6 protein-coding genes are annotated in these 8,852 nt (G+C 64.2%); 4 read left to right on the top strand and 2 right to left on the bottom strand.

Annotated elements, in window-relative coordinates; translation table 11 throughout:
• Positions 1 to 111 precede the first annotated feature (111 nt).
• Positions 112 to 1,287 (bottom strand): extracellular catalytic domain type 1 short-chain-length polyhydroxyalkanoate depolymerase, encoded by a 1,176-nt coding sequence (locus AX729_RS16090; RefSeq protein ID WP_061024684.1) that lies wholly within the window; start codon positions 1,285 to 1,287, stop codon positions 112 to 114.
• Between the two features lie 535 nt (positions 1,288 to 1,822).
• On the opposite strand from AX729_RS16090, the gene AX729_RS16085 reads away from it, so the two are divergent.
• Both AX729_RS16085 and AX729_RS16080 read left to right on the top strand, forming a co-directional pair.
• Entirely contained in the window at positions 1,823 to 3,058 is a 1,236-nt protein-coding gene (locus AX729_RS16085; protein WP_061024682.1) for an LLM class flavin-dependent oxidoreductase, read from the top strand.
• A gap of 144 nt (positions 3,059 to 3,202) precedes the next feature.
• Entirely contained in the window at positions 3,203 to 4,579 is a 1,377-nt protein-coding gene (locus AX729_RS16080; protein WP_061024686.1) for a cytochrome P450, read from the top strand.
• A 76-nt stretch (positions 4,580 to 4,655) separates the two neighbouring features.
• On the opposite strand, the gene AX729_RS16075 is transcribed toward AX729_RS16080, so the two are convergent.
• Positions 4,656 to 5,495 (bottom strand): SDR family NAD(P)-dependent oxidoreductase, encoded by an 840-nt coding sequence (locus AX729_RS16075; RefSeq protein WP_061024680.1) that lies wholly within the window; start codon positions 5,493 to 5,495, stop codon positions 4,656 to 4,658.
• Between the two features lie 179 nt (positions 5,496 to 5,674).
• On the opposite strand from AX729_RS16075, the gene AX729_RS16070 reads away from it, so the two are divergent.
• Positions 5,675 to 6,640: a sensor histidine kinase gene (locus AX729_RS16070; RefSeq protein WP_061024678.1), complete on the top strand. Its 966-nt coding sequence runs from the start codon at positions 5,675 to 5,677 to the stop codon at positions 6,638 to 6,640.
• A 319-nt stretch (positions 6,641 to 6,959) separates the two neighbouring features.
• The gene (locus AX729_RS16065) at positions 6,960 to 8,696 is read left to right on the top strand and encodes a putative bifunctional diguanylate cyclase/phosphodiesterase (RefSeq protein ID WP_061024677.1); all 1,737 of its coding nucleotides are present in this window, start codon (positions 6,960 to 6,962) and stop codon (positions 8,694 to 8,696) included.
• Positions 8,697 to 8,852 lie beyond the last annotated feature (156 nt).

Here is an 8,852-nt window from a genome sequence, read left to right as displayed (position 1 = left end):
ATCCTGACGAGACCGCGAAGCGGTCGTCTCGAAGGACGAGGCGCTCGCTCAAGTCCCGCCAAGAACGCATATGGGATAGCCCCGCTGTCATTCCGGACAGGCGGGCTAAGGCTACTTCATGAGTCCCGCGGCGGTCAGGGCGCGCGTGATGATCTGGCCGAGGTCGAAGCTGCGCGATTTCTCGCGCTTCGCATCAGTCGGCTGCGCGGCAACCGCCTTGCGGATCGAGCGGGCGAGATGCGGCGCGGGGCTCAGCGCCGGCTTCGGCGCGGCGGCCGGCTTGGCTTCCGCCTTCGCCGCGTCCGCAATCCAGCCGGTGAGGCCGAAGAATTTCGCGATGTGATAGGACGAGGAGATGCCGGCCTCGATCAGGAACGCGCCTTCCATGCCGTAGCGCTGGTCGTTGTCGGCAAGGCCGAGCGGCGTGCCATGAGCCATATCGGTGATGGCGTAGCTTTCCACCAGCGTCTCGCCGTCCTTGTTCCACCAGGCCTGGCGCGGATGGCCGTCGACGACCGTCTCCGCCATCGGCGCGTCAGGCAGGTCGTGCAGGTCGAGCCATTGCTTGACGATCTCGTTGGCGTTGCCGGGATTGACGGTGCGGTCGGCGCTGCCATGCCACACGGAGACCCTGGGCCAGGGCCCGCGATGGTCGGTCGCGCGGCGCACGAAATCCCCGAGCTCGCGCGCAGGGCGCGCCGGGGAATTGAACATGCCGTCCAGCGCCTCGCGCAGGCTCGATGCAATGCCGTAGGGCAGCCCGGCAATGACCGCGCCCGCCGCGAAGACTTCCGGATAGGTCGCGAGCATCACCGATGTCATGCCGCCGCCGGCGGACAGGCCGGTGATGAAGATTCGCCTGGGATCGATGCGGTGGGCGCCGGCCATGTGCGCGATCATCTCGCGGATCGAGCGCGCCTCGCCGCCGTCACGCGCCGTGTCTTCCGGATTGAACCAGTTGAAGCAGGTATTGCCGTTGTTGATGCGCTGCTGCTCGGGCATCAAAAGCGCGAAGCCGTAATGCTTCGCGAGCGTCGACCATCCGGCGCCGAGATCGTAGACGGCGGCAGTCTGGCCGCAGCCGTGCAGCACGACGACGAGCGCGCGCGGCTTCTGCAATTGCTCCGGCACGAATGCGAACATGCGCAGATTACCGGGATTGTCGCCGAAATCCGTGACCTCCTGCAGCGGGCTGGACAAATCCGCGCTACGGCCGAAACCGGCAAAGCGCAGGCCGTCCATCTTCGGAAGGCGTCTCAAGAGATCGACATTTCTGGCTAACGACACGGCAATTTCCTGGTGGGCGGTATTCAACGTCCAGCCAAACCAGATAGTTGCTGCGCCGCAAAATAAAAAGACCGTGCGCTGTCAATCTGGCGAAAAACCCACGGATTCCCGCAGAAAAACGCCTCGTATTAACCGTAATGCCTCAACTTCGTGCAGATGCGCGGACATGCGCGCCGAAAATGCGGCGCAAATCTGAATGTCACAAACGGCGTGAGCGAGGCGTCAAATCCTGCCTGCGCTGATTGCACGCTCGAGCGGCGAACACATACCGCGCCGATCACGGGCCACTCCGGCCGTATGTCCGGCGCGGTTGCGCCGTGCGCGCGTCGGCACAACGACATCGAATGTGTCGAGCGCGAGCGCCTACGATCTGCAGCGCGCTGCCCTCGATCAGCAGCTTGGTGTCTCGATGCCACCTCGCCTTGCCTCGCATGCCTGCATTCCGTTGCGCGGGACATCGCATGATTGCGTTCTTGCCATCAGGCACGTAGCCTTGCCGTCTCAACAAACAGAAAATGAAAGCCGGAGAAACGCCATGGCGCGCCTGAAGTTCGGAGCCTTCCTTGCCCCGCATCACCCGATCGGGGAGCATCCGATGCTGCAGTTCCGGCGCGATCTCGACCTGGTCGAGCAGCTGGATGCGCTCGGCTATGATGAGTTCTGGTGCGGCGAGCACCATTCCTCCGGCTGGGAGATGATCGCCTCGCCCGAGATGTTCCTGGCCGCAGCCGGCGAGCGGACCAAGCGGATCAAGCTCGGCACCGGCGTCGTGTCGTTGCCCTATCACCATCCCTACAACGTGGCCCAGCGCATGGTGCAGCTCGACCACATGACCGGCGGCCGCGCCATCTTCGGCTCCGGACCGGGTGCGCTCGCCTCGGATGCGCACACGCTCGGCATCGATCCGATGACGCAACGCGACCGCCAGGACGAGGCGATCGGCGTCATCCGCCGCCTCTTCAACGGCGAGCGCGTCACCGCCAAGAGCGACTGGTTCACCATGAACGACGCCGCACTCCAGATCCTGCCCTTGCAGGAGGAGATGCCGTTCGTCGTGGCCTCGCAGATTTCGCCCTCCGGCATGACGCTCGCGGGCAAATACGGCATCGGCATCATCTCGCTGGGCTCGATGACGACGCAAGGCCTAATGTCGCTACAGCAACAATGGCAGTTCGCCGAGGATGCCGCCAAGAAGCACGGCACCACGGTGAACCGCGCCGACTGGCGCGTGCTGCTGACCTTCCACATCGCCGAGACCCGCGAGCAGGCGCGCCGCGAAGCGGGCGCGGGCCTGATGCGCTGGCACAACGAATATAACGTCGGCACGCTGCAGCGGCCGGGCCTCACCGCATTCTCCTCGCCGGACGAGGCCGTGGACAAGACCGCCTTCGTCGAGGGCGCGGCGTCCGTGATCGGAACGCCCGACGATCTCGTCAAGATGATCAAGAACGTGATGCAGGTCTCCGGCGGCGTCGGCGCCATCATCGGCTTCGTGCACGACTGGGCCAATCCGGAAAACACGCGGCGGAGCTGGGACATGGTCGCGCGCTACGTCGTGCCGGAGATCAACGGCTATATCGACGGCCTGCGCAGGTCGCAAAAATTCGTGATCGAGAACCGCGCGATCTTCGAGCGCGCGGGCCAGGCCGTGATGGCCAAGATCATGGAGAACGAGAAGGCCGCCGAGGCTCTGAAGATGACCGGCCCCGGCCGCGTCGCGATTCCCGCCGTCAACGCGCCGGATCTCCAGAAGGAAGCGGCGAAGCGGTAGGGCGCGTTGCGGCTACGCCTGCGACCACGATCTCGAGCAAGTGATATCGGCCTGTGCTAAGCTGATCGCATCAGCGTGGCGCGGGCCGCAATATTGCCGTCGGTCGCGCGGATTCTGTTCGGTCAGCCAACCGGAGCAATCATCATGTCGATGCAGAATGTGGCCGCCCCTCCGTTTCAGTTCACCCCGCCCAGACGCAATGAGCTGACCCATATCCCCGGCGACGAAGGCTGGCCGATCATCGGCAAGACGTTTCAGGTGCTCGCCGATCCGAAGGGCCATATCGAAGCCAACGGCGCCAAATACGGCCTGGTCTACCGTACCCACTTTTTCGGGGAGACCAATGTCGTGCTGCTTGGGCCCGAAGGCAACGAGCTCGTGCTGTTCGACCACCAGAAGCTATTCTCCTCGACGCATGGCTGGAACAAGGTTCTGGGCCTGCTGTTTCCGCGCGGGCTGATGCTGCTCGATTTCGACGAGCATCGCCTGCACCGCAGGGCGCTGTCGGTCGCGTTCAAGTCCGGGCCGATGAAGTCCTATCTCGGCGATCTCGACCGCGGCATCTCCGCGCGCATCGCGCAATGGAAGGCAAAGCCAGGCGAGATGCAGCTCTATCCGGCGATGAAGCAGCTCACCCTCGATCTCGCTGCGGCCTCGTTCCTCGGTGCCGATCTCGGGCCGGAGGTCGACGAGATCAACCGCGCATTCGTCGACATGGTCGCCGCCTCCGTCTCGCCGGTCCGCCGTCCCCTGCCCGGCACCCAGATGGCGCGCGGAGTGAAGGGACGCAAGCGCATCGTCGCCTATTTCAGCGAGCAGATCCCGCTGCGGCGCGGCAACCATGGCGGCGACGATCTGTTCTCGCAACTCTGCCGCGCCACCCATGAGAACGGCGCGTTGCTGTCGGACCAGGACATCATCGACCACATGAGCTTCCTGATGATGGCCGCGCACGACACGCTGACCTCGTCGCTGACCTCCTTCATCGGCGAGCTCGCCGCCAATCCGGACTGGCAGGACAGGCTTCGCGCGGAAGTCCTCGCGCTCGGGCTCGCCCCGGGGGCGCCGAGCAGCTTCGACGATCTCGAAAGAATGCCGCTGACCGAAATGGCCTTCAAGGAAGCGTTGCGGATCAGGCCGCCGGTGCCGTCGATGCCGCGCCGCGCGATGCGCGATTTCAGCTTCAAGGGCTTTGCGATCCCCGCCGGCACCGCGGTCGGCATCAATCCGCTCTATACGCACCACATGAAGGACATCTGGCCGGAGCCCACCCGCTTCGATCCGCTGCGCTTTACCGAGGAAGCCCAGCGCAACCGCCATCGCTTCGCCTTCGTGCCGTTCGGCGGCGGCGCGCATATGTGCCTCGGCCTGCACTTCGCCTACATGCAGGCGAAATGCTTCGCGCGGCATTTCCTCGAGAACATCGAGGTGTCGCTCGCGCCCGGCTACAAGCCGGACTGGCAGATGTGGCCGATCCCGAAGCCGCGGGATGGGCTGAAAGTGCGGGTGCGGGCGGTTTAGCGCTCAACTCTCGGGCCCCGGACGCGCGCGGAGCGGCACTTCGCGCCGCACCGCGTCGGGGCACGAGACCTATCCGCTACGCCCCCTGGTCGAACGCCTTGCGCAGAGCCACGTAGCCCTGCTGCTGCTGGCTCCAGTTCCGGCCGCCGGTCATGGCGCCGTCGACGACGAGGTCGTGACCGTTGACGAAGCTGGATTCGTCGCTGGCCAGGAACACCGCGGCATGGGCGATGTCGTCGGGAAGGCCGGCGCGCGGGATCGGCTGCGCGGTCTTGTAGACCTCGCGCATCACCGCCGGCGTCTTCTCCGCGGCGTCGGTCGAGAGCCCCAGCGCCTTGCCGAAGATGCCTGTTGCGATCGCGCCGGGCGAGATCGAGTTGACGCGGACGTTGGATTCGCCGAGCTCCATCGCCACGCATTTGGTGAGATGGATCACCGCGGCCTTGGCCGCGCTATAGACCATCGAAGACGAGAAGCCGGCAAGACGGCCGGCGATGCTGCCGTTGTTGATGATGCTGCCGAAACCCTGCTTCTTCATGGCGGGCGCGGCATGTTTCATGCCGAGCATGACGCTGCGCACCAGCGTTGCCATTGCCGCATCGAACCGCTCGACCTCGAGGCCCTCGATACCGCCGGTCTGTGCCGGGCCGCCGGCGTTGTTGAACAGGCAATCGATGCGGCCGAACTTGTCCACGGCAAGCGCGATCAGCGCCTGCATCTGCGCTTCGACCGTGACGTCGGTCTGGCGGAAGATGCAGTTGGGCCCGAGCTGCTTCGCCAGCGACTCGCCTTCCGGTATGCGCCGCCCGGCGATCACAATTTTGGCACCTTCGGCAACGAAGACTTCCGCAGTGCGCAATCCGATCCCGCTCGTTGCCCCCGTGATCACCGCAACCTTGCCGTCCAGCCTGCCCATGGAATGTTCCTGTTCTCGAGCGATTTGATGCCAAATGGCGAATGCCGGCCGCCGCCGTCGCCGCAGCGGCCACTATCCCCGCCCGCTTCCGACAAGGCAAGCTATGCTTGGGCGCGCCTCATGCGTACCATCCTCACGGACCGCTCGATTTTCGAACGCATATCGCAACTGGGCTGCGCATGGGGAAGCTGATCGACGAGTTCCGCAAGAGCTGGCAGGGCGCGGAGAAGCCCTCGCTGGGCCTGAGCATCTCGTTTGCGGTGTTCTGCCTGCTGTGTGCGACCCTGGTCCGCTGGGGTCTCGCTCAGGTACGCCCCGACATCTACTTCACACCGTATTTCCCGGCCGTGTTCTTCGCGACTGCCCTGGGCGGATTCCGGATCGGTGTTGTGACGGCGCTGGTCGGCGGCATGCTCGGCGTCGTCCTTAATTTCGGCGACGCTTTCGCCGATCGCGCGCGATTTGCCCTGCTGGCGCTCTACTGGGCGGTCTGCGCCATCACCATCTGGGGTGTCGAGCATTATCGCACCCTGCTGGCCGAGCAGCGCCGGATCTTCAGGCGCCTGACCGAGGAAGAAGACTATCGCAAGCTGCTGGTGGACGAGCTGCAGCACCGGCTGAAGAACAAGGTATCGACGATGCATGCCGTGCTGCACCAGGTGCTGCACGACCAGCCGCAGGTCTGGGACCGGATCGATCCCCGACTGCGATCCCTGGCAGCGACCGACGACCTGATCTCGCGGATCGACAAGAGCGGCTGCGACATCCGCGACCTTCTGATCTCGGAGCTGGGTCCCTACGGCCATGTCCGCTTCACCCTCAACGGCGACCGCTTATTCCTGCCGCCGAAGCTCGCAGTCACGCTGTCATTGATGTTTCACGAGCTCGCCACCAATGCGGGCAAGTACGGCGCATTCTCCGCACCGCGCGGCCTGTTGCAGGTGTCATGGACCGTCAGCGACGACCGCTTGACCATCACCTGGGACGAAACCGAGGGGCCGAGCGTGGACAGGGTGTCCGAGCCCGGCTTCGGCACCAAGCTGCTGAAATCGGCCCTGTCTTCCTTCGACGGCAAGACCGAGATCTCTTACTTGAAGACCGGGCTGCATTGCATCATGCAATGCCGCATCCCGCGAAGCGAATAGACAAGCATGATTCAGCTCCGCTTGCTTGTCACCTATTCGGAGCGGGAAGCGGCGTCGGCAACGGCTCACATCGCTACAATCAAGGCTCATACGCAGCCGGACTCGACATCAGCGAAGTTGCGGGCGCGGCTTCGCTTGCAGTTTCACTGGGCGCATTGACCTTCTGTTAATGACGATCGTCAGCGCGCGTCGCATCGTCGCAAGTTTTCTCCAAAACACCCCCGTATTTCTCCGGACCCCTTAACCAAACTTAAGAGGGAACCGCGCAAGATCGCGCCCATTGCAAAGGCGCGCCGAAACAACAAGATTCATGACTTCTATGAACGACAATAGATACTCCGGCGCGACTGAAGCCGAGCTCGGTTTTCTCAAGGAAATCGTTAGAATGCTGCCGGCCGGCCTTACCGTGCAGGACGCGACTGGCGAGCTCCTGCTGGTTAACGATGCCGCCGCCGCCCAGCTCGGCATCGATGGCAGCCGGCCCTCACCCGATCTGGCATCGCGACGCGAAGCCTGCCGGCAGGCACTGAGCGCCGGCCAGGCGGTCGTGACCGAGGAAGCGCTCCACACCGGCACCGCGCGCCAGGTGCTGCTCACGACCCATCGTCCCGTTCGCCTCGCCGGACGCGAGCTCCTGATCTCGACGTCTTCCGACATCACCGAACAGAAGAATTTCGAGGACCAGCTGTTCCGTTCGGCCTATTTCGACGAGTTGACGGGGCTGCCCTCGCGGCGCGTGATCGAGCATCGCGCAAGCGGCCTGCTCGCGCGCGATCGCGGCGGCGAACGCTTTGCGCTGGCCTTTCTCGACGTCGACAATTTCAAGCACATCAACGACTATTACGGCCACTCGGTGGGGGACGCGCTGCTGGTCGAGCTGTCGAAGCGGCTCGGGCGCGACCTGCGCGATTCCGACATGCTGTCGCGCATTTCCGGCGACGAATTCCTGCTGCTGCTCTCTCCGATCCAGAGCCAGGAGGAAGTCGCCGAGTTCATGCAATCGACACTGGAGCGGCTGACCGCGCCGTTCTTCATCGACCATTCGGAAGTCTTCGCCTCGACCTCGGTCGGCATCAGCCTCTATCCGGACCACGGACGCAGCTTCGAGACGCTGCGGCAGAACGCCGACATCGCGATGTACCGCATCAAGAACAGCGGCAAGGGGCTGGCCGCCTTCTTCGACGCGAGCATGGAGCGCGAGGCGCAGGCGCGGATGAAGGTCGAGCAGTCGCTACGGCTCGCCATCCTGGAAAAGCGCTTCTGCTGCGCCTTCCAGTCCAAGGTCGACATCCGCACGCAGGAGGTGAAGGGCATCGAGGCATTGGTACGCCTGCGCGACGACGAAGGCGTGATCCAGGCACCGGGCTCGTTCATCAACCTCGCCAGCGAGCTCGGCCTCATCGACGAGCTGACCCATCTCGTGCTCGCCGAGATCGTCAAGTCGATCGACCTGATCAACGACACGTTCGGCGCGGAAGCGATCATCAGCATCAACGTCGCCGCCAAGCAGGCCGGCAATCCCGAGTTCATGCGCAGCTTCGCGCAGGCGCTGGCCGACACCGGCTTTCCGCAACGCTTCATGATCGAGGTGACGGAAGACGCCTTCGTCGCCAAGAATCATTTCCAGGCCGAGATCCTGCCGATGTTCCGCAAGCTCGGCGTCGGCATCTCCATCGACGATTTCGGCACCGGCTATTCCTCGCTGTCGGCGCTCGCCGACATCACCGCCGACGAAATCAAGATCGACCGCTCCTTCATCACCGACATCCATAAGCGTCCGCGCAGCCAGGGCATCCTGCGCGCGATCGAATCCTTGAGCGAAGCGCTCGGCATAACGGTGATCGCCGAAGGCCTCGAATCCTATGAGGAGCTCGCCTATCTCCAGGCCGCGACCAAGATCCGCTACGCCCAGGGCTATTACTTCTCCCGGCCGATCTTCCTGGAAGAGCTGAAGCTCGCAGCGCCCGTTTCCAGCGAGGCGCGGACCAGCGTCGCGAGCCGCCCGATGCAACAGAATCGCCAGGGCTATTCTCGCGCGAGCGGGTATCGGAGGTAGGACGACGGCGGCGCTCCAGTCTCGCTGTCGTCGCCCGGCTTGACCGGGCGACCCAGTATTCCAGAGAGGGCGACTGTTGAATCGATAGGCCGCGGCGTACTGGGCGGATTCAACCGTTCGTCGCAACACCCTGTTTATCGCTCACTCGTAGCAATT

It is taken from the genome of Bradyrhizobium sp. CCH5-F6 (genome assembly GCF_001556045.1).
Classification (GTDB): domain Bacteria; phylum Pseudomonadota; class Alphaproteobacteria; order Rhizobiales; family Xanthobacteraceae; genus Bradyrhizobium.
Note: the sequence above shows the minus strand (reverse complement) of the source record. Positions and strands in the feature narration are given on the sequence as shown.